Source organism: Leptospira congkakensis (assembly GCF_004770265.1).
In the GTDB taxonomy this organism is placed as follows: Bacteria; Spirochaetota; Leptospiria; order Leptospirales; family Leptospiraceae; genus Leptospira_A; species Leptospira_A congkakensis.
This window is the reverse complement of the sequence record NZ_RQGQ01000009.1, coordinates 187,685-211,372: the sequence shown is the minus strand read 5'-3', so window position 1 is coordinate 211,372 and position 23,688 is coordinate 187,685. Positions and strand designations below refer to the sequence as shown.

The window sequence follows — 23,688 nt, the reverse complement described above, 5'->3', positions numbered from 1 at the left end:
TCTAATTATCGGGTTGTCATTGGCAAAAACCAATCAGTCCAAGGAAAGGAATGATTTTTTATGTATTTTTGGATGGAGTCGGAATCGCCGATTACGATCCCAAATCCAATCCCTTTAGCCGTTTTGCCAAAGGTTTTTTAGCCCCTGTCGGAGGGATTCCGAAGGCAGATGCCGACTTACCTATTTCCCCATCGTCATTGCATTATATCAAAACGGACGCTCATATGGGTGTTCCTGGCCTACCCCAGTCAGCCACAGGCCAAACAGCCCTTTGGACAGGGATTCCTGGACCCAAAGTCCTCGATCGTCATGTGAGTGGATTTCCAACCATCACACTTCGCAAAATCATCGCAAAATATTCCCTCATCAAAGTCCTAAATGAAAATGGTCATCTTAGTGATTTTCTAAATTGTTTTTCACCGCCCTATCTCAAACACGTGGAAGAAAAACCAAAACTTGTTTCTGCATCCACCTTAGTCCAGTTAGCCAGTGGTCGCCCCTTAAAAACTTTCGATGACCTAAAAAATGAACGTGGGCTTTATATGGACTTAACTCATGAAATTATGGGTACACTCGGGATTGATATGTTAAAACCAGGGGACCCACTACTCGAAAGAAGAGATCCTTATGAACTTGGGAAACAATCTTTCTCTCGGTTTGCCCATTACAAACTAGGTTTGTATGAATACTTTCTTACTGACAAAGTTGGTCATGCCATGGATTGGGAAAAGGCAGAACATATCATTCGAAACTTAGAAGAATTTTTTCGTGGATTACTAGAAAATTTAGATCCAGAAAAAGATTTACTCATTGTATCGAGTGATCATGGGAATATGGAAGACTTAAGCCAAAAGAATCATACGGAAAACCCGGCGGCCACCATCCTATATGGTAAGGATGCTGACCGCTTCGCTGAAAATATACATTCGCTTGCCGACATTGTTCCCGAAATATATAAAACTTTCGGAATGGAGGAAGCCCTCCACAATACCAAAACGAATGAATTTCTAATTAAGTCCGACTAAAATTCTAAATCACTTCCTGATTCCGGTTTGTTTGAAACCGAACTTGGTTTAGATGAATTAGAATCAGACGTTACATCTGAATCATCTAGATCATTGTGGTCGGTAAACTGATCGAGTGATTCTTTTTTCCATGCAATCGCCTTGTCGGTAATCTGGTTTTTAGGGTATTTATCTACAATTGTCTGAAAGATACCTGCTGCTTTTTCAAACTTTCCTTGTCTGAAATAAATAGTTCCTTTTTTGTATAAAGCTGCTTGGTCAAGCGAGTAATCGCTGTTATTCAAAGCTTTATTAATATAAGTAAGTGATTCCACTTGTTTTCCTATTGCATCATAAGAAAGCGCAATGTAATACAATGCTTCTTCTTCCTTTTTAGGACTTGGATTGACACTCACTACTTTTTGGAAAAGTTCGATTGCCTTTCCATATTGTTTTTTCGTATAATTTTCTTTTGCATCTTTCAAAACAGAGTCTTTGTATTCACCAACTACCTTTTCGTCAGCCCCAGCCAATTGGTCAGCGGTTTCAATGTATTCGTCAAAAACATCAAAGGATGCCCAATCTTTTCCTAGTTTACGAAGAGCCCTTCCCCAACCAATTCTGGATTCCGTATTGTTAGGATCTTCTTGTAAGGCTAAGGTATAATTTTTGCGTGCAGTTTCAAAATGTCCGGTTTTATAATAAAAATCACCAAGGGAAAGAAAAGATTTGGATCTTAGTTTGTTGTCAGAACTAAGTTGTAAAACAGATTCTAAATGTGCCTTACCTTCCGATTCATTTCCAATTTTCAAAAGTAAGTTTCCAAGAGAGTAACTAAGTTTTTCTTTTTCCTCTGGTTTTAAACTTTGGTTCTTTTTTAAGTCTTTATAAATATCAAGAGCCGGATAAAAGTCAGAATTTTTTTCAAGAGCCCTTGCTTGGTTGTATTTAATTTGAAACTCAAATTTTTCTAATCCACGTTTACCAGCTAACTCCGAAAATATGGAGATTGCCTTTTCTTTACTTTGTGGGTTGGATTGTTTTAAGTATTCTTCCCCTTCTGCAATTTTTTCCAAAATGATTTGTGACTGGTCTTCTTTTGCAGAAATATTCGTTTGGTAGTATACAGTCGAAAGACCAGCAACAATAAACAAAAGACCTGCTAAACTAACAATGATTCGATTCATAAATTCCCTCTACCCGCCTGACTCAAGGTTTGATTTGTCCAAAATTCCACTCTTGATGGAGAATAGGATTTAGTTTCCCTTTTTAAAAAACATTTTAAGGCTTTTTTTGTATCACCAGTTTTTAATGCACTCACTCCAAGGAAAAACATTGCTTTCCCTCGTAAGTATCCATTCGATTCATTTTTTAAATATTCTTCTAACCGGTATACGGCGGTTTCATATTTTTTTCTAATGACCGTTTCTTTGATGATTTGATTTAGATCTGTTTGGCCTAAATCATAATTTACCGTAGCCGATGATTCTTCCCGAAAGTCATTCACAGGTTCCGAATTTTCTCTCGGCGGTAAAGTCTCTGTAGGTAATACAGAATGTTCATTTTTATAAAGTTCGGATTTTTCTGGTTCTTTTTTGGGATGAGACTCTGCTACCACATTTGGTTCTTCCGGTGGTAAGTTGTCTTTTGAAAAATCATATTTAAAATAAGATACGTTTTCTCTTAAATTATAATCTTCTGGAATTCCATTGGATTTGGCTGTGACCCCGAAATACAATTCATCGATTTCTTTTAATTCTTTGATAAAAAAGTTTGTTTTTGGATGTACTACGGTTGCAACCTTTACAACAGAACCTTGCCCAAAGGAAGAGGATCCTTGGTTTAATGGTTTTACGGATGCATATAAACTATAAACTGTTGTTTCGTCAGCCGCTTCTGGACTAATCCAACTAATGACTGCACCTTTACCAACACGTTCGTAACCTAGACCACGAACATGCATCACACCACCTAAATCAGTGCGAGTGTCATTGGATGCTACTTCTTGTTTTGGTTTTTTAGGAGAATCTTCGACAATGACTTCCGCATTCGTTTTTTCTGTTTGTTTGATATAAAACACACGAAGAGTAGATTTTTTATCTTCTAATGGAAGCGATTCTTCACCTCCCACTTGTTTTACGGAAACTCCATAATATAAAGTTTGAGATTTCTCCAAATCCTGGTCTAAAAAAGTATTCACAGGATGAGTTAGTTCTGCTAGTTTCTCAGCTTTTTGCATTAGAGGCAAACTGGTTAAAGGAGAATTTGATCTGTAAACAGTATACAAAGTTCGTCCCGCAGTCGCACCGTTTGGTGGTGTCCAATTCAAACGAACAAATTTCCTTTCAACATTTGCAGTAATATTGGAAACCCCACCCACCATAGATTGAATTCCCGCATCCGCAGGAAAGGCAGGGAAATCTGGATTTTGTCCCACAACAGGAGTTCCGTTTTCTTCTGCAATATGAACGGGAACAACAGTATAATTTTGGTTAGAAAAAAGTTTTACTTCTCTACGACGAACATCGGTTACCATTATGATCGCATAGTAGTAAGTGCCTGGTTTCAAATTGTAATCAAAATAAAGACGAGTGGCGTTAGAACCGGATGCTTTGTAACGACCAAGCGAGTCCGCAATGTATAATTTTTCTGGGCTGTCAATCATCACGGAAGAACGAGCCACGATGATTTCACCATCTTGTTTGGGCGGATCCCAATCCAAACGAATCGATTTTTTATCAGGTAGAAGGCTAGCATGGATTGCCTTTGCTATCGTTGGATAACGGCTTTCCTCAAACCCAGAATCTGCCGAAACCGGAAATAATGAGAATAGCAGTACAACCATCCAGAATTGAATCGAGAACTTCATACTTAGATTTTCGGTGGCAGACAACCCCTAATTGAATTTTTCGTTTGTACTTTCCTAGGTTTTCTGTGAGAATTGTCATTATGTCCGAAACGGAATACTACCGTTCCCAAAGTTACCAGGAATACCTACTTTCCAGCCACAGAAGAGAGGTTTGTCCTCCCGAAGATGTGTATGCATTTTTCAATTGGAAAGGCTTAAACAACATAGTCGACTTTGGGAGTGGACTTGGATTCTATTTTAATGAATTTAGAAAATGGTTTCCCCATGTCTGGATTTGGGCTGCAGAATGCCAACAAGAGATCATCGACATGATCCTTCGTCGTAAACTCATGGAAGGGATTGAACAACTCACCCCTTTTCATATGGACCAGTCCGACCACCCCCTCCTTCCTGAATGGGTTCCGGTTCCTGAAATTATTTTTGCTTCTCTATCACTTTCCACTTTCCCAAACCCTGGTTTGGCGATGGATGGCCTCATTCGATCCATGAAATCAGGCGGACGACTTTTCATCATTGATTGGTCAAAAACAGAATCTGGATTTGGCCCCAAAATCAATGAAAAGATATCGATGGATAAAATGAAATTCCTCGCAGAAGAATACAAATTAGAAGTCACAAAATCTGGAAGAATCTCTGAACATTTTTATGGGATGGAAGTAAAAGCAAGTTCTAGTTTTATTTATGGATATTATGACCTCAAAGAAGAAGAGGATGAAGATTCAACAGTTTTCAAACAATAAGTAAAAATTTAGAACCAAACCTAAGGGATCCACCACTCTACAATCAATGTGGAGTGAAGAACAAAAATCCATCATCCATTCGAATCATCCCATCAAACAAGTGATTGCTGGTGCCGGTTCCGGGAAAACGGCCACAATGATTGGCCTATTAGAAGAAAGAGAAAAAAACAAATCCATCCCTCCAGAAAACACGATTATTGTTACATTTACCAAAAAAGCCACTCGGGAATTTAAGGAAAGATGTGAAAAAAAAGAACTCTCTAATAAGTATCATATTTCCACCTTTCATGCGTTTTGTTACCATGTTCTAAAGAATTACGATACCACTAAAGATTGGGCAAAATACAAACTCCTAAGTGAATCCAAAAAATGGAAAATCACAAAGGAAATTCTTTTTCAATATAGATATTTAGTTGGAGGAATTCCTTTTCCTGTTCTTTTCAAAAATGATGGAAAATATTTTCGTGAACTTAGCGAAGATAGATTTGAGTTTTTCCAATCAAAGTTTAAGTTATGGAAAGAGGAAAATTATTTTTTTGAATTTGATGATTTGATTTTCCACTTCCTCCAGTTTTTGGATACAAAGTCAGCACTGGTCGTAAAGGAAAAGTGGAAGTCTCTGATTATCGACGAGTTCCAAGACACCGACGAAATACAACTTAAGATCATACAAAAAATGAATTTTGAATCCATCACTGTTGTAGGGGATGATTGGCAGGCCATTTACGGATTTCGAGGCGCCACCCCAAAACCATTTTTAGATTTTCCAAACCATTTTCCTGGTGTCATACAATACTTTCTATCCACTAACTACCGTTCCAAGGATTCCATCATCCAAGCCTCCCTAGTCCCCTTAAAACCAAACAAAGACAAAATTCCGAAACAGGTAAAAACCTTCCGAAAAGAAAAGGGGATTTTTCTAGTGGAACGAATCAAAGACAAAGAAACAAGACCACTCGAGATATGGAAGGAATGGTACAAAAAAGATCCAAGTTGTATTCTCCTAACCCGAAGCAATTACCGAAAACAAACTTGGTTAGATCAGGGCCTACCTTCTGCCCAAGTGATGACAATCCACAGTGCCAAGGGATTAGAATTTTCGAGTGTCATCCTGGATTTAGTTCTTGGATGGAGCGAAGACGGCGAAGGAATCAATGAAGCCGAAGAACGAAGGATCCTTTACGTGGGTCTATCCAGAGCAAAAGACAATTTAGTACTACTCATCCCAGACAAAACCAAACCAACTCGTCTTGCCGATAAAATGAGTGCTGATTTTTCAATCAGGAACCGATTCAGAAATCGTACTTTACGGTGGGCTCGGCTCTGGTGAAGTGGTTTTACCTTGGGGGATTAGCTCAGTTGGTTAGAGCGCTACCTTGACATGGTAGAGGTCACTGGTTCGAACCCAGTATCTCCCACCAAGTAACATCCACAAACTTTCTGTTACCATTTTTTAACCTTACCAAACAAAGTTTCGACTTGCATCTCATAACAGATTCATTACAGTGCTAAGCGATGAAACCCAAGTTCCTCGCAGAAGAATTCCTACTGGCTTTGTATTTTTTGGTCTTTAGTATAGTTTCCGGATTTGTTTTGTACTTTGGAGAAAGTCCTTCGGGAGTCAAACTCGCTGCGCTTACCCTTCTTTTTCACATTAGTTTTGTTGGATTCTCTCTTGGCCTTCGGTGGCATACACCATTTCGGATTTGGAAATTTCTCGTTCCCTTATCTATTTTTATGGTTTTTCCGGATTGGTTTCTGTCTAGCGCCTTACAAATATTAGTATTTCCTGAAGATGGATTTTTAAAAATCGGAACGGTTGCCGGTTATATGGCAGGACTTTGGGTCATCCCATTGTTTATCTGTGTGTATACAGGAATCAAACTGGAAGAAATGTCCGTATCCATCATTGGAACTGGACTTTGGGTTGGAATCACAGCTTTACTTATCTTTGGAACTTCTGAAGCCACAATGTGGGTACTCGGATCTTGGTATGCACAAAATGTAAAGATGTGGGGGAAAGTAGCCTACTATGTGTTAGTTCCTGAGATGATTTTAGGAATCACTACTTATCTAGCCTACCAAGGATTCTCCTATTCTGCCTATATCATTCAAATTGCTATGGGGTTCTTGGTAATGCTTCTTTATATTGGAAATCTTTCTTTCTTTTACCTCCTCATTGAAAAAATTCTTTAAACCCTTATTTTATCTATCAATTTCCCTTCTCTTAAGTTTATCTCTAGGAGAAGGTTTTCTTCGTTTCCAAAATGAAAACGATCCCGATGAGATTCGTTATCGAAAATTTCATTGTTTGTATGAATTCGATTTGATTCGTCTTTGTTCCAATAGAAAGGAAAGTTTTATACGAGTGGATGGAAAAACTTGGGACATCCAAACCAATTCTATTGGAGAACGAATCCTTTCCGAAGAAAGTTATCCAAAGGATCTTTGGCTCATTGGTGACTCGATGGCAATGGGTTATGGTTTACCAACAAACGAAACTCCCGCCTTTTATTTAAAATCAAAATATAATATAGAAGCACGTGTGCTTGCGGTGGATGCCATTGGCACCAATGGTATCTTTAAGCTTTTAAAAGATGGTTTGGATTCTACAAAACAGGAAGACCACCCCAAAAAGATCTATTGGATTTGGAATCCTTCCGACTTTATCGATGACGAAAGGGAAAAAAAAGGGATCAAAAAATACATTTATCCCATCCACTACCATCTCATCCGAAATTCATATCTTTACCAAAAACTCATCCCTACTCAGAAGACCAATGTGTACACTTCGTCCGGAATTCCGATCCTATATCCCAAAGACCATATCACCTATTCCAACCTAGTTAAGTTTTTCAATGATCAAACACTACCCAAAGAGAAACTAAACATTCTTTTCAGTTGGGGGATGTCAAGAGAAGGAAAACCCGATACAAAAGATCCCAACTACGAAGAGGCAAAAAAGTTTTTTATAGGCCAAGGAATCAAACACAAGGACCTTCGAACAAAAACGGAAACCTTGTTTCAAGAACAAAAACAAGTTTATATCCCTGGAGATGGCCACCCTGGCCCAGCCCTCGCAGAACTTTTTGCCGATGCCATTGCCAAGGACTTCTTAAATTTGCCTTAGAAATGCTTGATTCCTATCTTGATTTCTAAAGTTTAGAGGGATATGATTCAAAACTGGAAACGATGGGGAGCCATTGTCCTATTTTTCCCGTTGGCTTTACTTGTTTTGGAATTGATTTTACGCACTTCCAATCCACCTGCCTTACGTTATTACCGCGATGTTAAACTTTTACATGCCTACCATCCTGAATATGGAGTGACTCTGGAACCAAACGAAAGTCGTTTTGTCCGCCACTATGCCGACCTTTGGCAAGGCCAGTTCACCACCAATTCTTTGGGTCTTCGAGGAAAAGAAGAACCCATACCTGGAAAACCAAAACTCGTTTGTCTTGGGGATAGTTTGGTCATGGGATTTGGTGTTTCCGATGAAGATACTTTTTGTTCAATCCTAGGTGGATCTCCAGAAAATGGAAAAGATTACCAAAGCCTAAATTTCGGTGTAGATGCCTACGGATCTCTTGGTTCTTTCAAACGCCTAAAAGATATGTCAGGTAAAATTGATAATATCCAAACAGTTTTATTTTTTATCTCACCAAATGATTTTACGATGCCCGAAGAATTACGTGCACAAGGAATCCTACCTGATGACGAAAATGATGCCCTCCATGAAAACGATCCGGTTTGGAAAAAAAACTTTCGCATTCAATTTGAACTCACTAGAGTTTCATATCTTTTGCAAGCACTCAAACTTGCTTATGAACAAACTAAAGTCAAATTTGCTCAAACCAAATACCTAGTCGCAGCCGATACGGAACTTCTTTTCTCTTCACCACTAGTTTATTTGCGAGAAACATTTATCCTTCCCATCAAACATCAAAAATGCGAAGAAAAGGATGAATTCATTTGCCCAACTCCTCTCCAAAATTTAAGTGTGATTTGTTCCGACTCACCAGTGGATCCAAACTCTTTAGAACCCTTACCCGAAACCACAACAAGAGCCTATGATTTGATGATCTCTCTTTCCAAAGAAAAAGGATACAAGTTTGTGCCAGTTTTACTTCCGATGCAGATTGAAGAAGTATACTGTAGGCAGTTAGGAAAGTATAATGCACTTGGTGGTTATGCCATTCGTGCCAAAAAGTATTTAGATTCAAAAGGAATCCAAACTCTGGATATCCTTCCCTATACTGACAAAATGTGCGGTCGTGAATTTATTCTAAATGGAAAAACAAAAAAAGCAGGAATCCAAGACTATTACATTCCTGGTGATGGCCACCTAACAAAACTAGGAAACTTATGGGCAGCCGAATCGATTGGTCTTGCCTTAAAGGAAATCAAATAATATGCTTTTTAATTCTGTTCACTATTTGATTTTTGCTCCCGTTGTTATCTTAGTTTACTTTGTAATTCCGAAAAGATTCCAAGGGCTTTGGTTATTCATTGTTAGTTTGTATTTTTATGCAATTTTCAGAATCCCCTTCCTAATTTTACTCGTATTCTCCTTTGTTGTCACAAAACTTGCTGTCGACTATATGGAACGAGCTTCCTCTAAACCAAAAAAGCTCTTTTGGTTGAATGTGGCTGTATGGAGCAATTTAAGTTTACTATTTGTTTTTAAGTATCTGGATTTTTCCATCACCGTCTGGAACCAAACCTTTTCACTCACTCCTTGTGATCCAGATTTTGTACAAAAGTCAGGGATTCTTCTTCCGATGGGGATTAGTTTTTTCACCTTACAAGCTGTATCCTATGCAGTCGATGTATATAGAGGTGTGGTGGAAAGAGCCAAATCCATTTTCCACTTTGGACTTTTTTTGGCTTTTTTCCCACAACTTGTGGCAGGCCCCATCTTACGTGCAAGCGATGTCCTTCATCAATTTTTAGATTCCAAAGACTTTACAAAAGAAAATCTAAAACAAGGCCTCAAACAACTGTTCTGGGGAGTTTTTAAAAAGACCTTCATTGCTGATCCTGTTTCCTATGTGATTGATCCTATGTATGCCAACCCTACGGAATACAATTGGATTGCGATGTGGATTGCTGCGTTTTTATTTGCCGTTCAAATTTATTGTGATTTTTCCGGATACTCCGACATAGCAATTGGAACCGCAAGGATACTTGGATTTCATATTCCAAAAAACTTTGACCGTCCTTTTTTATCGGGAACACTAACCGAACTTTGGAGACGTTGGCATATTTCTTTTAGTTCTTGGTTGCGTGACTATGTGTACATCACTCTTGGTGGAAATAGACGTGGTGAGATTATGGCCTATGTGAATCTTTTTATCACTACTTTTGTTTCAGGAATTTGGCATGGTGCCGACTGGACATTTGTTTTGTGGGGAACACTTCACTCCACCATGATGGTCGTAGAAAAATTTGTATTCAAATTTGAAACCATGCGGAATGCCTGGAACCGAGTGCCGCGTTCCCTCCAACCATTGTATCCAGTAGGTGTGTTCGTATTGTCTTGTTTTTTCTTCAGAGCCAAAGCCACTCCGGAAGTTCCGACAGGTATGGGCATTACCAAAATTATGTTAGAACGCGCCTTTACTGGTGCGGGTGGAATTTTTCCTCAGATGAGTGTGAGTTTAGTGATCCTTGTTGGATTTTTGTTTTTGGTGGATATCCTCCAAGATAAAAAAGAAGAGAGATTTGCCTTTATCACAGACAATTTATATTTTCTGATTCCAGCTTGTATCCTACTCTATATCACTTCGTTTATTATTTATAGTGTGACGGTATCAAGTCCATTCCTCTACTTTCAATTCTAAATAAAAAAGCCGGCAATCACTTACCGGCTTCCTTTTAAAATTCGAAATCAATTGATTTAGAATTCTACTTTCGGAGCATTCTCAATGGCTTTTTCATCTTCTACAGTAAAGGTTGCTTTTGCATCGTAACCAAAAGCTTTTGCTGTTAGAACCGCAGGGAACTGACGGATGTACACATTGAATTCTTTTGTTGATTTGATGAATCGGTTTCTAGCAACAGTGATTCTATTTTCAGTTCCTTCCAACTGTGCCATCAAATCAGAAAAATGTTGGTCAGATTTCAATTGTGGGTAGTTTTCTTGGATCATTAAGAGTCTTGATAACGCAGAACCCAATTGTCCTTGTGCTTGGTCAAATTTTTTCAAACTCTCTGGGTTGTTCACAAGTTCTGGAGTTGCTTGGATGGATCCAATTTTAGCACGCGCTTCTGCAATTCCTGTCATAATTTCTTTTTCTTGGTTGGCAAATCCTTTTACGGCGGAAACCAAATTCGGAACTAAATCAGATCTTCTTTTGTATTGGTTGAGAACTTCTGCCCAAGAAGCAGTTACTTCTTCATCCAACTCTTGGATGCGGTTATAACCGCAGTTGGTTAATAAGGTTGCCATTAAGGAAACCAGAAAAACGGTTCGAAACATTCTTGTCATGGTCATTGTATACCTAGTCTTTAGTCGGTCTGCAACACCAATTTGTTAAAAAATTTAATATCGATACGGTTTTGTGAGCCGAGTCCAACTACTTTCTGACTGGTCTAAGTACTCACTGAGCGCAGATTCCGATAATTTGCCGTATAAATAATCAAGTAGAACACTGTCTCCAGCAAGAAGTTCAATCGCTGGCCTGTCTGAACGAAACTCGTACACTCCTTTTAAGTATTCGAATTCTTTGGGAAATAATTCACCGAGTTGTTTTAGAAAATACAAAATAAAATAAAGAGAATGAAACTGTTTTGGTTTTAATACCATAAGTTGGTAACCTTCACAAATCGTTCCAGTGTATTTATGAAAGGTTGGCAAAAAACGTAAACCCCGCAAACGAAAATCATCGGACTGGTGTGAGTCCATTCTTTTGTCCAATTCTTCTTTTGCTTTACCGACTAAATAGGGAGCTCCAAAAGTTTCAAAGGGTTTTGTTGTCCCTCTTCCTTCGGAAAGATTGGTTCCTTCCAAAAGACACATCCCTGGATACACCAAACAAGTACTTTGTGTGGGAATATTCGGAGATGGTGGAACCCATTCAAATTGAGAAATAGACTTTGGATGGAAAACTCCCACAGGAACCACCACCACATCCACTTTTAAGTGGAAGGTTTCATTATAATATGATAATAATCCCCCGGGGGTAAGCCCATGCCGATGTAATACAGAAGTGACACCTACAAAGGATTCAAATTCTTTTTGGAGGGGTGTCCCTTCTACTTTTTTGCCAATGGGATTCGGTGAATCGATTACTAAAAAAATCGGAGCTTTACCCGTTTCTTTTTTTAAACGAGAGATTTCCAAAAGAATATAATAGGCCGTGGTTAAAAAAGTATAATAACGAGATCCCACATCTTTGATATCAATGATGATGACATCCACTCCTGTCAGACTTTCTCTGGGAGGAACAAGACTCTTCTCTTCTTTTCCATAGAGATTTATAATCTGCATATCTCCAAAAAGATATTTGAGTTCATCCCCACTGACCTGGTCTTGTAATTCAGCAAAAAGCCCATGTTCAGGTAAAAAGATAGTTTTAAGATCAAAAATCTCCGCATAGGTTTGGAAGTGGTACTTTCCATTAAAACCAAATGCACTTTGGTTGGTGAGAATAGCCGCCTTACAGCCGCTTAACTTATTTATGTTTTTTAGAAACTTCATGTATCTTTCGAATTTCTTCTTTATTGACCAGAGCCAATTCCCAAATTTTACGAATTTTATCTTCCTCAAAAGAACCATTGGAACCAAATAGTTCCCGAAATTCTAAGAGTTGTTTGATCAAATCATCAATCGACTTTCGTAAAAAAACTTGGTTTTCTTTAAAAATCGAAATCCACATATCCGGATTGGATCCGGCAATCCTCGACATATCCCGAAACCCACCACCAGTGATTGGTTTGGAAATGCCGGTGATTTCTTTTTTTGTTGTGGGATTCGATCCCGCAACATTGACAAGTAAAGTAGAGATCACATGAGGAAGATGAGATAGATAGGCCAAAGTTTCATCGTGGGACTTGGAATCCATCTCCATGGTCCAAGAACCAATTTTTTCCCAAAACAAACGAACCGACTCCAAACTCGCGTTAGATGCCGACTTAGGGGAAGTAAGAATACATAGTTTATCCACATACAAATCAGGAACCGCAGCCTCAGGGCCCACTTGTTCTGATCCACACATTGGATGGGTCGAAATATAATGATGGGTCGCATCTCCGTAATGAGATTCCACAGCAGAAACAATGGTTTCTTTAGTAGATCCTAAATCGATAAAGATCGTATTCCCCGATTTAGGAAGTGTAGGGATGATTTTCAAAATGGATGCAACAGGAGTGCTAAAGACCACCAAATCGTATTGATTCCAGTTGGGAGAAGTAAACTCTGATTCTAAAAAAACTTGGTGGCTTAAGTTTTTCGTAAGGATTGTTTTTTTACTTTTTTCGGAACGAACGACTGCGGTGATTTCTGCATCCGAAAATTTCTGACGAATGGCAAGGGCTAAGGATCCACCCATAAGCCCCATTCCATAAATCAAAACTCTGGATAACTTCATGTCGGAAAAGATCCGGCAGTTGGATAGGAACCCAAAAGTTTAAACAAGGTACATTGTGATTTTACCTTTTCGAGTAATTCTGCAATTTTTGGATCTTCTTTGTGTCCAATAAAATCCACAAAAAAATGATACTCCCACAAGTTTCGTTTGAGAGGTCTTGATTCAATCTTTGTCAGATTCACAGGAATTTCATTAAAAGTTTTTAAGATGGCAAACAAAGAACCGGTTTGGTTTGGAATGGAAAAAACGATAGATGTTTTATCTTCTTTCGTTTTAGGAGATTCTGTTTTACCGATCACTAAAAATCTTGTGGTGTTTCCAGAATAATCTTCGATTCCTTCTGCAATCACATTCAAACCATAAATTTCACCGGCAATTTTGGATGCAATGGCAAGCCCGTCTTTTTTTTCCGAAACCAATTTTGCCGCCATAGCTGTAGAGGATGTATCCACAACCTCTACACTCGGAAGGTTAGCTGAAATCCAATTGCGGCACTGTTCATTCCCAATCCGAATTCCGTAGATTTTTTTCACAGCCGAAAGATCAGTTTCAAATCCAAGTAACGAAAAAGAAATTCTTTGGTATAACTCAGAGTAGACGAAAAGATCTGTTTCTAAGAACATATCTAAGGTGGAACTGACTTGGCCTTCAGTGGAATTTTCTACAGGAACCACTCCGTAGTCCAACTTCCCCTCTTCTACCATTCGAAACACATCAGGGATAGAAGTTTGTGGAACCGCTTCAATAGAAGATCCAAATTTTGCACGTAGTGCGGAATGAGAAAAACTACCTTCGGGTCCTAAAAATCCAATCTTTAACGGATGTTCTAAGGCAATCGTTCCCGACATCATCTCTCTATAAATAGCACGAATCACAGATGCTGGGAGTGGTCCACCAGACAGTTTTGTTACCTTCTCATATACATCTTTTTCACGATCAGGACGATAGATAGGGCCACCAGATTCTTTTTTGACACGACCAATTTCTTGTGCGAAACCAGCCCGTTTTTGAATGAGTGCGATAATTTCTGTGTCTAATGAATCAATACCTGCACGGAGTTTTTTTAATTCTTCTTCTGCACTACTCATTTCAGGCCTCTTCTTGTAATTCTTCCGGTAGTGTACTTGTATCAAAATCAGGATTCATTTCTGTTTCATCAGTCACAATGATAGACTCTGGTGTGAATTCCTCAAACTTAAGTTCTTTCACTTCTACAGGTGTAGGAAGATCGGTAAGTTTGCTGAGGCCAAAGTGTAACAAGAATTCGTTGGTTGTTCCATACAAAGTAGGTCTTCCAGGAACTTCTTTTTGGCCCACGGCTTTTACCAATTTTTTAGACATAAGGCTCGCAACCATAGCACGCGAAGACACACCGCGGATTTCATCTAACTCTGTCAATGTGATGGGTTGTTTGTAGGCAATGATGGCAAGAGTGTCCAAAGTTCCACGAGAAAGGGTTTCTCTTTTTTTATCTTTAAAGATATGCGCCAAGATTTCGCTGTATTTTTGGTTGGTGATGAATTGGTAACCACCGGCGATTTCTCTCAGTAAAAATCCGCCTTCTTTTTCTTGGTAATCGAGGATGAGTTCATCAAGGAGTTCCCGGGCTTCTGTTTTTTCGATCCCAGCAGACTTGGCAAGTGCAGACAATTTGATTGGATCTGAAGATAAAAAAAGAAGCGCCTCAAGAAGGCCCTTGGTATAAGTTCTTTCTTCCAAATGGACTAAACCTTGACTATTTTGATTTCACCGAAAACTGCATGTTGAAGGACTTTGCAAACTCGGATTTTAACAACTTCTAATACGGCAAGGAAGGCAGCGACGATTTCTTTTTTTTCCGGTTTTTCTGTTTCGAACAAATCCATAAAGTGGATTTCCCCGGTTTTTTCTAAAAGATTTTGTATATAGGCCATTTTATCTTCTACGGAGTATTGGGCCACACCCTCGTAGACAGGGAGGAGGTCTTCGATTTCATTGGAACTCTCTTGTTCCAAAATTGAATTGAAGGCAGAAATCAAATCCACAAGGCTCACATCCAACCAAACTTCTGTTTCATCCAAAACTTGGTTGGTTTCTCTGGTGAACATACCTGCGGTCAGTCTGTCCAGTTCCGCCAGACGTTGTCCGGCCATTTGAAACTTTTTGTGTTCGAGTAATTTATCGACGAGTTCTTTAGGTAGGGGTGGATCATAATCCTCTTCCTCAAAACCAGGATCCGGTAATAAGGCTTTGGATTTTAAATACACCAAATGAGATGCCATCACGGCAAACTCAGAAGTTAACTCAATCGATAAGGACTGACTGGTTCTCAAGAATTGAATGAAATCAGATGTGATACGCGAAAGGGAGACTTCAAAAATATCAACCTTATAACTATCAATCAGAGACCATAAAACCGTTAAAGGTCCTTCTGTCAGTCCTCCGTCCTGGTTCTGCCACCGGACGATAAACTCCGGGGTATGGGACACGGCTTATAAACCTAGTGCTTTAGCTGCTGCTTGTTGCAATCTTTCTGGAGGGAAAGGTTTTACAACAAAATCTTTCACACCCATCTTAATTGCTTTTGCCAGTAAATCTTCCTGACCAAGAGCCGTTACCATAATGATCTTAGCAGAAGCATCAAATTTGATAATCTCTTTTGTAGCCTCGATTCCATCTTTTTCACGCATGGTAATGTCCATAGTTACCAAATCCGGTTTGAGGTTTTTGTATTGTTCTACCGCAATATTACCGTTCTCAGCTTCACCTACGATCTCGTGACCCGCTCCAACTAACGCATCTTTTACGAGCGTTCTCATGAATTTTGCATCATCTACAACCAAAATTCTTGCCATGTTAATTCCCTCTCGACTTTAATAATTCAATCATCTTTGGTACTAATTCTTCCACCGGAAGGACAAAATCAATGCCTCCCAATTCTACAGCAACTCGGTTCATTCCGTATACTACCGATGTTGCTTCATTCTGCGCCAGAGTAATACCACCTTTGGCGTGAATGTTGGTGATTGACTGTGATCCGTCTTTTCCCATACCAGTCATGATCATGGATAAAAGATGGTCTCCACCGTATGTTTCCACCAAACTATCAAACAATACTTCAATAGAAGGCCTGTGTCCATTGACTTGTCCTGTATGGGCAAGTTCAATGAAACGGTCTTTTCCTTTTGTGATCACTTTCATTTGGTAATCACCAGGTGCAATGTATGCAGTTCCGGATTGCACTAAGTCACCTTGCTCTGCTTCCTTAACTTGTATCTTCGACAAGGAATTTAACCTATCCGCAAACGCCTTGGTAAATCCCGCTGGCATATGCTGAACCACAAAGATAGGTTTTGCAAAGTCTTCAGGAATACTCGCAAACACTGTTTGTAAGGCCTTGGGTCCTCCCGTTGAGGTCCCTATTCCGATAGCGTCTACTTTGATCGGTTTTTGAAAACTTTTATTTAATTGGCGTTCGGTTCTCTCAGGCCTGACAAGAGATTCCAAAATAGGAAGTTTAGAATCAGAAAATCCTTTGATTTTTGCGGACAATACCGCAGCTACATCCTCTGGAGAGAACTGATTTCCACTAGATGGTTTGGGAATGAAGTCAACTGCCCCAAGTTCCAAGGCTTTAAAAGTGGCGTCTGCCCCGTGTTGGGTCAGAACCGAAAGCATAATCACGTGAGTAGAGAGTTTTAGTTTTTTAATTTCTGCAAGTGCAGTGAGACCGTCCATAATCGGCATCTCAATGTCCAAAACAATGAAGTCAGGTTTTAGTTTTTCCGCTAAATCAATACAATCCATTCCGGTTTTCCCGGTGGCAATGACCTGCACCTCATCTTTTTTAGTAAGGACATCACTCAAGATATTCCTCACGAGTAGTGAGTCATCAATGATAACAACGGTTGGTTTTTTATTCATGATTTATGGATGAGGTCTACCAGTTCATCAAAATCAGGTAGGAAAACCAAAACACCAATTAGGTTACTACCTTGGTGGTTAAATTCCGTGTGCATGGACAAAAACTTGGTTCGTTCTGGTTTTACGATGTCGATCACATCCATAAAACTTCCCGTAATCATTTCTGGAACCGAAGGTAAAACTTCCTTTTTTAATTTATTCGAAAGTGAATTCATCACACTCGAACAAACAATATTGGAAATTTCAGATAAAACAGAAACCATATCTTCTGAGAGTTTATGGTTACTACCTTCCGCATATTTGGCATCTTCCGAACCAAGTAATTCTTTTGCAATTTCCGATCCGTTTTCTTCTGAAAACATCATCAGCAGGTTACCGTTTAGGTCTCCTGTCATACGAATTTTCATTCCAAAAAACTGATCCATGGAATAACGGAACTCTTTGGCTAATCCCTCACGGTCAGTAAGAGTGATTTCAGGAATAAAAAGTTCTACTTCTTTACCAACTAACTGAGAAAGTACGACACCAGCATTCATCATACCTGTGTTCACAATGTTTTCTAGTTTTTTGATGTCTTTTGAAGACATGATTTCATTGATAGCATCTGAATTGAGAGCTGCCACTTGGTTCAATCGTTCTTCTTTTTGTTCCACAAAACCTTTGATGATTTCAGCGGCTTGTTCTCTTTCTGTTAATTTAACGTTTTCTATTTTGGCGACATCAGCCAAACGATGGATTTCATCTGTTTTGTGATCGATCACAAGAGTTGCGGTTGCTGATTTTGAAGATTCACCAGAATCCCCATTCACAACGGTTTCCGTTTTGATTACTTCTGTTGTGATTTTAAGGTTGGTTGCAGGTTCTTCTGCATATACTTCTTCTTTTGGAACAATTACATGTTTTTCAATTTTATGTTTATCTTTTTTAACACGTGATTTGTCTTTCGCACGTAACTCAATCAACTTCGCATTATAACGATTTGTTGGATGATTGGATTTAAACAAAAGTTCAGAATCGGACATTTCTAGAGAACGAATAGTAGACGCACGTTTCATCATCTCACCAGCGACTAACTGATCAGACCAATCCACTTTATCTGCGGCAATTTCCACAAGACCAGGAATGTCCAAAACTAGGATGATAGTCCCATCTCCCATAATGGTGGCACCAGTTAGACCTTGGATGTCTTTGAAGTTTTTACCCAGAGATTTGATGACTGTTTCATGTTTACCAATGAGATCATCTACCATAAACCCAAGTTTTCTCGTTTTGTAGTTCACGATGACCACTGGAACTTCTACCATTTCGAGTTTGTCTGCAAGTCCAAGAATACGATTCAAACGATAGATCGGTAATACCTCACCTCGTAGGTTGATGATCTCGTGCCCTTCTAAAGTAGTGATTTGGTCTAAGTTTACTTTGATGGTTTCGGAAACTTCAGAAAGTGGGAACGCATAAACTTCTTCTTCCATAATCACAAGGATGGATGGAATGATGGCAAGTGCTTGTGGGAAAGATAAAGTAAAGGATGATCCCTTTCCCTCTTCCGAATGAATGAGAATTTTGCCCTTAAACTCTTCGATGAGTTTATTCACAACATTCATACCCACACCACGGCCGGAGATATCAGAAATTTTATCTGCAGTAGAAAATCCTGGAGCAAAGATAAATTGGAAGATATCAGACTCAGAAAGATTTTGCGCATCTGATTCGTTTACAAGCCCACGTTCAATGGCTTTTTTAAGGATTTTATCTTTGTTCAAACCCTTACCATCATCACGGATTTCCACAAGGATATTGGATCCACCTTGGTAGGCATTGAGTTCGACAGTTCCTTCTTCTGGTTTGCCGGCTGCTTTCCTTTCCGCTGGTGATTCAATTCCATGGTCTACGGAATTACGAATGAGATGGATGAGTGGTTCTCCAATCGCATCGATTACTTTTTTATCGAGTTCTGTGTTTTCACCGCGAAGGACAAGATTTACTTGTTTTCCCGTTTCTAATGAAAGATCCCGAATGAGTCTTGTAAAACGATTGAATACAGATCCAATCGGAACCATTCGAATGTTCATAATTCCTGTTTGTAGGTCTTTTGAAATTCGATTGATTTGGTCGATTTTACCTTTGAGTTCATTGAATAATGAATCTTCACCGAACTGTGCCACCAAATCATCATAGATCTTTTGGAATCCAGAGTTTGTGATGACTAGTTCCCCCACGTTATTCATGAGTTGGTCTAGTTTATCAGAAGATACCTTGATGGTTCTCATCACCACTTTGGAGTCAGTAACCGCTTTATCAAAGTTAGCAGAACCTTTCACAGCATGTTTATCTTCTGAATCTACATGGCCATTGGATGAACCAGAGGTTGACGAAGCCGGTGCATTGTCGGATCTTTTCTCAAGAGCTTCCATTTCTGTTTCAGGAAGTTTGAGTTCTACCACAGACAAAGTATCCACCATATCAATATTACATTGAACATGTAACTCTTGTTTATTGAGTTTTGTTACAGTCACAAAGGAAAGCGCAAAACTACCTTGTCCATTGTCCAAAGCATCTTCAGAAGGATTACATTTGATGATCACACCCGATTGTTTTACTGACTGTAAAATGAGCAGAAGTCGTAAGTTCTGCATTGGTGTTTCATCTTTTAACTTTAAGTTAACAGAAAAAACGAATAAATCAGTATCATCTTTTAAAGATTGGCGAATTTCAGAAATTTCCTCATCGTTTAGATTGAGAGAAGAATCAGAACTTTCTTGCGGTTTGGAAGAACCACTGACCTTCGAGGAACTGCTAGTTGCGTTTGAAGATTGATTCGGTTGTGCTTCGTAGTCTTGGAGTTTTTTAATCATCTCAGTAAAGGGAGTTTCCACCTTTACCCCGTTGGCCACACCTTCGATTACTTGTTTGATAAGGTCAAAACATTCGAACAATAAATTGACCAACTTAACGTTGATCTCAAGACTTCCTTCTCTAATTTTTTGGAGAAGGTTTTCCATTGTATGAGATAAATCAGAAAGATTATAAAGTCCAACGAAAGCAGAGGAACTTTTTAAAGAGTGTGCTGCACGAAAGATGTCATTTATGATTTCAGGGTTTTCATGATCCTTCTCGAGTTTTACCAAATTGGAATTTAATTCTTCAATTTGATCCTCGGATTCTTCCAGGAAAACTTCTGTGTATTCGCCTAAAATTCCAGCCAATGTCGTATCCCTTTCTCTTTACTTTGCGGTTGAAACAAAATCAACAATTTGTTCCAAATCCAAATTCAAAATCAAATGGTCTTCGTATCTCGATACCGATTCAACCATCTTACTATAGTTTAACGACAAATCATCAGTTGTATAACTAATAAAATCCTTTTGGATTTTTACAACCTGTTTGACTTCATCAACAAGGACACCAATTCGTTTCTCATCTAACATAATGACGATGATTCGGGAGATTGGGAAAATTTCGGAATCCGTTTCATGGAATCTTTTTTTCAAATCTAAGATGGGTATGATTTCTCCACGAAGGTTGATCACACCTAAAATGTAATCATCTACGTTTGGAATTCTTGTGATGAGAACTGGTTTTAAAATTTCATGAACCAACAACAATCGAATCCCGAAGAATTCTTTATCAATGGTAAAAGTGAGGAACTGTTCCAAGTCTCCCAGATCGGACTCTAGTTCCATTTTGGTTTTTTCCGCCAGGGATGTGAGTAGTGTTTCTTGGTCCATATGCTATCGTGAATCTTGTCAGAATCCTACATGGATTCAATCTAAAAACGAATGAATCTGGGTTTCCGTAATCATTTTTCCTATTTTTAGATCGTGACTTTCTTCTAGGAATGGGACGGGAAAAAGTTTAGAAAAACTGAGTCCAATGGCTTTCTTTTGGAGAGATTCTGAATTTATAATGCGATCATAATACCCACCACCGCGTCCAAGCCTGTATCCCTTTTCGTTAAACCCAAGGGCTGGAACAAGGATCAAATCCGCTTCTTCTACGGATATCTCCTCATCACCAATGGGTTGAAAAATACCATTGGCATTCTTTTCAAAGGAGTGAGGCCGAATGAAACGTAGAACCTTTCCATCTTCCATCCGGGGAAAAAACCATTTAGCAGAATGACGAGCTTCGATAAAGCCAGTAGGCCTAGGAAGTGGTGAAGATTCAATGATAGGAAGTACATCCACTTCCCACTTGAGGTCTGGAGAATAAGTAATGATTTTGGATTTACCTTGTAAAAGAGGAAACAACCTCTTTAAGATAGCGGCTTCATGGTCTTCCCTTTCCGGTAAGTTCGGAAGGTTCTTTTTTAGAATCTCTCTAGCATCTTTTTTAGAAATTGGATTCAAAAATGATCCCCAATGATCCCTTCTTCTAACAGAGAGATGATCTTTTTTGTTCGTTCTTCCAGTTCTGGAATTTCACTCGCCTTTGCAGATACTTCTTTCATTTGGAATAATTCATCTGCCAAGTTGAGTGCACAAAGTACGGCAAGTTTTGTTTTGGATGCGGAGGGAAGAGCCTTTGACAATTCCAAAAGGCGTGATTCCACATAATCAGCTACCTCAGAGATGTACCCTGAGGAAGCTTCACCAACAATGGTATAGGTTTCACCAAAGATTTGTTTGGTTATTTTTTGCGGTTGCGGGGCAGATTCTGCCATAAAAATTATTTAGGATCGTCTTCGATAATTAAAAAATCATCGTCGTCGTCAGCATCAAATACGCTGATCGCTTCGTCGTCATCGTCAATGATGATGTCGTCATCTTCATCGATTTCCACAGTAGGAACTTCTTCTTCCGAGTTCACACTGAGCTCTTCTTTTTCAAAGGATGCGGATGCAGGAGGTTTTTCCAAAATTTCTTCTGTTTGGAACTCAGATTCATCTTCATCAAGTAAAATGATTTCGTCGTCTTCATCTGCCGCCAAACTTGGGACTGCCGCTGCACCAGCTGCTGCAGCTACCGGTTCTACGGGTAAAGAATCTGATGTTTGAGCTTTAGGAGCGGAACTTCCAGTCGTAGGAAGGCCATCCAATCTACCGAGGAGTTGGTGGACCTTGGATTCCAAAAGCCCTTCCCTTTCGCGAAGTTTGTTTAACTCTTCCGTAGTTTCTTGGAGCTGCGAACGAAGTGTTGTCAATTCGCGCTCTTTCTCCTCCATTGCGAGCTTCATTTGGTCATTTTCCGCGCGGAGGGTTTCGTTTTCAGTCTCCAGGCGTGCGTTTTCTGTTCTTAGGTCTTGGATGAGTTCCAAAGCCTTAACAACTTTACTTTCTAGCTCTTCAATGGTTTCGATTTTTAACATGATAACAATCCGATGGAATAGAATAGCCGAGCCATTCTATTCCAATCAAGCACTAATTTACTTAGCGACTTTCGTTTTTTCTACGATGGCGTTGAACACTTCCTTGTGGTTGTAAGCAAGGTCAGCCAAAGTTTTTCTGTCTAAGTTGATTCCGTGTGTTTTGAGTGCATGGATGAATTTAGAGTAAGACATTCCATTTTCTCTTACTGCGGCATTGATTCTCGTAATCCAAAGTTTACGGAATTCGGACTTTTTCTTTCTACGGTCACGGTATGCCCATTGACCAGCTTTCATCACTGCAGATTTTGCAGTTCTGAAAAGTTTAGAACGTCCGCCTCTAAAACCTTTGGCTTTAGCGAGAACTTTTTTTCTACGATTCTTATGAATGGTTCCGTTGACTGCGCGTGGCATCGTTTAACCTCCGTAAGGTAGAAGTTTTTCTACACGGTTGTAATCGGTTTCATGGATGAGGTGCATTCCACGGCTTTGGTGTTTCATCTTAGGAGATTTTTTCTCTAAGATATGTCTTCGGAACGCACAACCGCGTTTAATTTTACCAGACTTGGTAAACTTAAAACGTTTGGCTGCTGCCCTGTTTGTTTTTAGTTTATACATAGTTGTTTTTATCCTTTAGGTTTTTCACCAATTGGGTTCATCACGACCACTATCGTCTTTCCGTCGTGTACCGGCATTTTTTCGGGAGAGGCATGCTCTTTTAGGTCCTCGACAAACCGGTTAACAATATTCATTCCAATTTCAGAGTGAACCATCTCTCTGCCTCGGAATCGAAGAGTCACTTTTACCTTATCACCCTTTTGCAAGAATTCTAAAGCATGACGCTTCTTAATCTCGAAGTCATGGTTATCAATCCGCGGACGGATTTTAATTTCTTTAACCGTGACAACGTGTTGTTTCTTTTTCGCTTCTTTCGTTTTTTTAAGAAGTTCGAATTTGTATTTTCCAAAATCGATCAGCTTACAGACGTGAACATCTTGGTCTCCCGAGACTTCCACCAAATCAAGGTTAGCTTCCTTAGCTCTTCTCAGAGCTTCATCCAGAGTAACGATGTCAGACCCTTCGTCAGAGACGAGTCGGATCGATGCTACATTGGTAATTTGTTCGTTAATTCTGATGTGGGCGAATTTATCTTGGTTTGGGTTCCCTCTAGGGTTGGGCCGTTTCTGCATTCAGTCTCCGAAATTTCTTTCAATTTCCAATTTCGGACGAAAATCCAGGCGAGCAAGTACATTTCTTTCGGAATTAGGAAGGAAGTG

General features: G+C 39.3%; 25 protein-coding genes and 1 tRNA gene. 8 read left to right on the top strand and 18 right to left on the bottom strand.

Annotation, left to right across the window (positions count from 1 at the left end):
• Window positions 1-50: 50 nt before the first annotated feature.
• On the top strand, window positions 51-1,025 hold the full coding sequence (locus EHQ70_RS06665; RefSeq protein WP_135584733.1) for an alkaline phosphatase family protein: 975 nt from the start codon (window positions 51-53) through the stop codon (window positions 1,023-1,025).
• Here EHQ70_RS06665 and EHQ70_RS06660 read toward each other — a convergent pair.
• Together EHQ70_RS06660 and EHQ70_RS06655 are read right to left on the bottom strand one after the other, a co-directional pair.
• Window positions 1,022-2,191 carry a tetratricopeptide repeat protein gene (locus tag EHQ70_RS06660; RefSeq protein ID WP_135584731.1) on the bottom strand — a complete coding sequence of 390 codons (1,170 nt, stop codon included), beginning with the start codon at window positions 2,189-2,191 and terminating at the stop codon, window positions 1,022-1,024. The two genes, EHQ70_RS06665 and EHQ70_RS06660, sit on opposite strands and share 4 nt — an antisense overlap.
• Window positions 2,188-3,873, bottom strand: coding sequence for a tetratricopeptide repeat protein (locus EHQ70_RS06655; protein ID WP_135584729.1), 1,686 nt, complete (start codon window positions 3,871-3,873; stop codon window positions 2,188-2,190). The genes EHQ70_RS06660 and EHQ70_RS06655 overlap by 4 nt, the downstream gene beginning before the upstream one ends.
• 80 nt (window positions 3,874-3,953) lie before the next feature.
• Between EHQ70_RS06655 and EHQ70_RS06650 the strand changes: the two genes are divergently transcribed.
• The 7 genes from EHQ70_RS06650 to EHQ70_RS06620 all read left to right on the top strand — a co-directional run bounded on the left by EHQ70_RS06650 (window position 3,954) and on the right by EHQ70_RS06620 (window position 10,456).
• Window positions 3,954-4,613, top strand: coding sequence for a class I SAM-dependent methyltransferase (locus EHQ70_RS06650; protein ID WP_135584727.1), 660 nt, complete (start codon window positions 3,954-3,956; stop codon window positions 4,611-4,613).
• A gap of 46 nt (window positions 4,614-4,659) precedes the next feature.
• Window positions 4,660-5,943, top strand: a complete 1,284-nt coding sequence (locus tag EHQ70_RS06645; protein WP_135584725.1) for a UvrD-helicase domain-containing protein — start codon at window positions 4,660-4,662, stop codon at window positions 5,941-5,943.
• 14 nt (window positions 5,944-5,957) lie between these two features.
• Window positions 5,958-6,034, top strand: a tRNA-Val gene (locus EHQ70_RS06640).
• A 94-nt stretch (window positions 6,035-6,128) separates the two neighbouring features.
• Entirely contained in the window at window positions 6,129-6,809 is a 681-nt protein-coding gene (locus EHQ70_RS06635; RefSeq protein WP_135584722.1) for a DUF6989 domain-containing protein, read from the top strand.
• On the top strand, window positions 6,793-7,743 hold the full coding sequence (locus EHQ70_RS06630) for an LA_2486 family SGNH/GDSL-type esterase (RefSeq protein ID WP_208729511.1): 951 nt from the start codon (window positions 6,793-6,795) through the stop codon (window positions 7,741-7,743). The genes EHQ70_RS06635 and EHQ70_RS06630 overlap by 17 nt, the downstream gene beginning before the upstream one ends.
• Before the next feature lie 42 nt (window positions 7,744-7,785).
• Window positions 7,786-9,024 (top strand): LA_2490 family SGNH/GDSL-type esterase, encoded by a 1,239-nt coding sequence (locus EHQ70_RS06625; RefSeq protein ID WP_135584720.1) that lies wholly within the window; start codon window positions 7,786-7,788, stop codon window positions 9,022-9,024.
• 1 nt (window position 9,025) lies between these two features.
• Window positions 9,026-10,456: an MBOAT family O-acyltransferase gene (locus EHQ70_RS06620; protein ID WP_135584718.1), complete on the top strand. Its 1,431-nt coding sequence runs from the start codon at window positions 9,026-9,028 to the stop codon at window positions 10,454-10,456.
• Window positions 10,457-10,512: 56 nt separating this feature from the next.
• Here EHQ70_RS06620 and EHQ70_RS06615 read toward each other — a convergent pair whose 3' ends face one another.
• Genes EHQ70_RS06615 through infC form a run of 16 tightly spaced genes read right to left on the bottom strand, consistent with a single transcriptional unit; the run spans window position 10,513 to window position 23,601 of the window.
• A complete protein-coding gene (locus EHQ70_RS06615) occupies window positions 10,513-11,103 on the bottom strand; it encodes a LemA family protein (protein ID WP_135584967.1) in 591 nt (196 codons plus the stop codon).
• A 54-nt stretch (window positions 11,104-11,157) separates the two neighbouring features.
• Entirely contained in the window at window positions 11,158-12,315 is a 1,158-nt protein-coding gene (locus EHQ70_RS06610) for a DUF1343 domain-containing protein (RefSeq protein ID WP_135584716.1), read from the bottom strand.
• Window positions 12,290-13,204 (bottom strand): prephenate dehydrogenase, encoded by a 915-nt coding sequence (locus tag EHQ70_RS06605; protein WP_135584714.1) that lies wholly within the window; start codon window positions 13,202-13,204, stop codon window positions 12,290-12,292. Before EHQ70_RS06605 ends, EHQ70_RS06610 begins: the two co-directional genes overlap by 26 nt.
• On the bottom strand, window positions 13,201-14,292 hold the full coding sequence (pheA, locus tag EHQ70_RS06600) for a prephenate dehydratase (protein ID WP_135584712.1): 1,092 nt from the start codon (window positions 14,290-14,292) through the stop codon (window positions 13,201-13,203). Before pheA ends, EHQ70_RS06605 begins: the two co-directional genes overlap by 4 nt.
• A gap of 1 nt (window position 14,293) precedes the next feature.
• The gene (scpB, locus tag EHQ70_RS06595) at window positions 14,294-14,923 is read right to left on the bottom strand and encodes an SMC-Scp complex subunit ScpB (protein ID WP_135584710.1); all 630 of its coding nucleotides are present in this window, start codon (window positions 14,921-14,923) and stop codon (window positions 14,294-14,296) included.
• 5 nt (window positions 14,924-14,928) lie between these two features.
• A complete protein-coding gene (locus tag EHQ70_RS06590) occupies window positions 14,929-15,672 on the bottom strand; it encodes a segregation and condensation protein A (protein WP_135584708.1) in 744 nt (247 codons plus the stop codon).
• Between the two features lie 3 nt (window positions 15,673-15,675).
• Window positions 15,676-16,038, bottom strand: a complete 363-nt coding sequence (locus EHQ70_RS06585) for a response regulator (RefSeq protein WP_002975323.1) — start codon at window positions 16,036-16,038, stop codon at window positions 15,676-15,678.
• Between the two features lies 1 nt (window position 16,039).
• The gene (locus EHQ70_RS06580; RefSeq protein WP_135584705.1) at window positions 16,040-17,107 is read right to left on the bottom strand and encodes a protein-glutamate methylesterase/protein-glutamine glutaminase; all 1,068 of its coding nucleotides are present in this window, start codon (window positions 17,105-17,107) and stop codon (window positions 16,040-16,042) included.
• Window positions 17,104-20,313 (bottom strand): chemotaxis protein CheW, encoded by a 3,210-nt coding sequence (locus EHQ70_RS06575; protein ID WP_135584703.1) that lies wholly within the window; start codon window positions 20,311-20,313, stop codon window positions 17,104-17,106. The genes EHQ70_RS06580 and EHQ70_RS06575 overlap by 4 nt, the downstream gene beginning before the upstream one ends.
• Before the next feature lie 18 nt (window positions 20,314-20,331).
• Window positions 20,332-20,835: a chemotaxis protein CheW gene (locus tag EHQ70_RS06570; protein ID WP_135584701.1), complete on the bottom strand. Its 504-nt coding sequence runs from the start codon at window positions 20,833-20,835 to the stop codon at window positions 20,332-20,334.
• A 36-nt stretch (window positions 20,836-20,871) separates the two neighbouring features.
• Window positions 20,872-21,456, bottom strand: coding sequence for a 5-formyltetrahydrofolate cyclo-ligase (locus EHQ70_RS06565; RefSeq protein WP_135584699.1), 585 nt, complete (start codon window positions 21,454-21,456; stop codon window positions 20,872-20,874).
• Entirely contained in the window at window positions 21,453-21,770 is a 318-nt protein-coding gene (locus EHQ70_RS06560; RefSeq protein ID WP_135584697.1) for a cell division protein ZapA, read from the bottom strand. Before EHQ70_RS06560 ends, EHQ70_RS06565 begins: the two co-directional genes overlap by 4 nt.
• 5 nt (window positions 21,771-21,775) lie before the next feature.
• Window positions 21,776-22,414, bottom strand: a complete 639-nt coding sequence (locus EHQ70_RS06555; protein WP_135584695.1) for a hypothetical protein — start codon at window positions 22,412-22,414, stop codon at window positions 21,776-21,778.
• A gap of 57 nt (window positions 22,415-22,471) precedes the next feature.
• Window positions 22,472-22,825 (bottom strand): 50S ribosomal protein L20, encoded by a 354-nt coding sequence (gene rplT / locus EHQ70_RS06550; RefSeq protein WP_002975326.1) that lies wholly within the window; start codon window positions 22,823-22,825, stop codon window positions 22,472-22,474.
• Window positions 22,826-22,828: 3 nt separating this feature from the next.
• Window positions 22,829-23,029, bottom strand: a complete 201-nt coding sequence (gene rpmI, locus EHQ70_RS06545; protein ID WP_002988170.1) for a 50S ribosomal protein L35 — start codon at window positions 23,027-23,029, stop codon at window positions 22,829-22,831.
• 8 nt (window positions 23,030-23,037) lie between these two features.
• Window positions 23,038-23,601: a translation initiation factor IF-3 gene (gene infC, locus EHQ70_RS06540; protein WP_012389351.1), complete on the bottom strand. Its 564-nt coding sequence runs from the start codon at window positions 23,599-23,601 to the stop codon at window positions 23,038-23,040.
• Between the last annotated feature and the right edge of the window lie 87 nt (window positions 23,602-23,688).

What these genes read in the sequence shown, in the direction of transcription:
- EHQ70_RS06665 (WP_135584733.1), top strand. Translation starts at nt 51, where the DNA reads ATGATTTTTTATGTATTTTTGGATGGAGTCGGAATCGCCGATTACGAT.
- EHQ70_RS06660 (WP_135584731.1), bottom strand. Translation starts at nt 2,191, where the DNA reads ATGAATCGAATCATTGTTAGTTTAGCAGGTCTTTTGTTTATTGTTGCT.
- EHQ70_RS06655 (WP_135584729.1), bottom strand. Translation starts at nt 3,873, where the DNA reads ATGAAGTTCTCGATTCAATTCTGGATGGTTGTACTGCTATTCTCATTA.
- EHQ70_RS06650 (WP_135584727.1), top strand. Translation starts at nt 3,954, where the DNA reads ATGTCCGAAACGGAATACTACCGTTCCCAAAGTTACCAGGAATACCTA.
- EHQ70_RS06645 (WP_135584725.1), top strand. Translation starts at nt 4,660, where the DNA reads ATGTGGAGTGAAGAACAAAAATCCATCATCCATTCGAATCATCCCATC.
- EHQ70_RS06635 (WP_135584722.1), top strand. Translation starts at nt 6,129, where the DNA reads ATGAAACCCAAGTTCCTCGCAGAAGAATTCCTACTGGCTTTGTATTTT.
- EHQ70_RS06625 (WP_135584720.1), top strand. Translation starts at nt 7,786, where the DNA reads ATGATTCAAAACTGGAAACGATGGGGAGCCATTGTCCTATTTTTCCCG.
- EHQ70_RS06620 (WP_135584718.1), top strand. Translation starts at nt 9,026, where the DNA reads ATGCTTTTTAATTCTGTTCACTATTTGATTTTTGCTCCCGTTGTTATC.
- EHQ70_RS06615 (WP_135584967.1), bottom strand. Translation starts at nt 11,103, where the DNA reads ATGACAAGAATGTTTCGAACCGTTTTTCTGGTTTCCTTAATGGCAACC.
- EHQ70_RS06610 (WP_135584716.1), bottom strand. Translation starts at nt 12,315, where the DNA reads ATGAAGTTTCTAAAAAACATAAATAAGTTAAGCGGCTGTAAGGCGGCT.
- EHQ70_RS06605 (WP_135584714.1), bottom strand. Translation starts at nt 13,204, where the DNA reads ATGAAGTTATCCAGAGTTTTGATTTATGGAATGGGGCTTATGGGTGGA.
- pheA (WP_135584712.1), bottom strand. Translation starts at nt 14,292, where the DNA reads ATGAGTAGTGCAGAAGAAGAATTAAAAAAACTCCGTGCAGGTATTGAT.
- EHQ70_RS06585 (WP_002975323.1), bottom strand. Translation starts at nt 16,038, where the DNA reads ATGGCAAGAATTTTGGTTGTAGATGATGCAAAATTCATGAGAACGCTC.
- EHQ70_RS06580 (WP_135584705.1), bottom strand. Translation starts at nt 17,107, where the DNA reads ATGAATAAAAAACCAACCGTTGTTATCATTGATGACTCACTACTCGTG.
- EHQ70_RS06570 (WP_135584701.1), bottom strand. Translation starts at nt 20,835, where the DNA reads ATGGACCAAGAAACACTACTCACATCCCTGGCGGAAAAAACCAAAATG.
- EHQ70_RS06560 (WP_135584697.1), bottom strand. Translation starts at nt 21,770, where the DNA reads ATGGCAGAATCTGCCCCGCAACCGCAAAAAATAACCAAACAAATCTTT.
- EHQ70_RS06555 (WP_135584695.1), bottom strand. Translation starts at nt 22,414, where the DNA reads ATGTTAAAAATCGAAACCATTGAAGAGCTAGAAAGTAAAGTTGTTAAG.
- rplT (WP_002975326.1), bottom strand. Translation starts at nt 22,825, where the DNA reads ATGCCACGCGCAGTCAACGGAACCATTCATAAGAATCGTAGAAAAAAA.
- rpmI (WP_002988170.1), bottom strand. Translation starts at nt 23,029, where the DNA reads ATGTATAAACTAAAAACAAACAGGGCAGCAGCCAAACGTTTTAAGTTT.
- infC (WP_012389351.1), bottom strand. Translation starts at nt 23,601, where the DNA reads ATGCAGAAACGGCCCAACCCTAGAGGGAACCCAAACCAAGATAAATTC.